Below are 205 nucleotides of genomic sequence, written 5' to 3' on the forward strand. Positions count from 1 at the left end.
CATAGGGAGTTCCTTTATTACTAAGCGATCTCTCAATACCAAAGGTTTCTAGGGCCTGGTCGATAAGTTGGTTCTTAAACTCGCTGCCTCGATCCGTGTGAAATAATTTAAAATGATGTAGATTGTACGGCACGGACGCAAAGGCACGTTGAACTAACCCAGCGGTCTTGTTAGGTCCTGCACTGTGTCCAATAATTTCTCGGTT

1 pseudogene is annotated in these 205 nt (G+C 44.4%); it reads right to left on the reverse strand.

Annotation, left to right across the window (positions count from 1 at the left end):
- Window positions 1–205, reverse strand: a pseudogene (locus ACHABW_RS26135) (IS3-like element IS655 family transposase); the annotation flags it as partial.

It is taken from the genome of Salipaludibacillus sp. CF4.18, assembly GCF_051262595.1.
GTDB classification, from domain to species: Bacteria; Bacillota; Bacilli; order Bacillales; family Salisediminibacteriaceae; genus Salipaludibacillus; species Salipaludibacillus neizhouensis.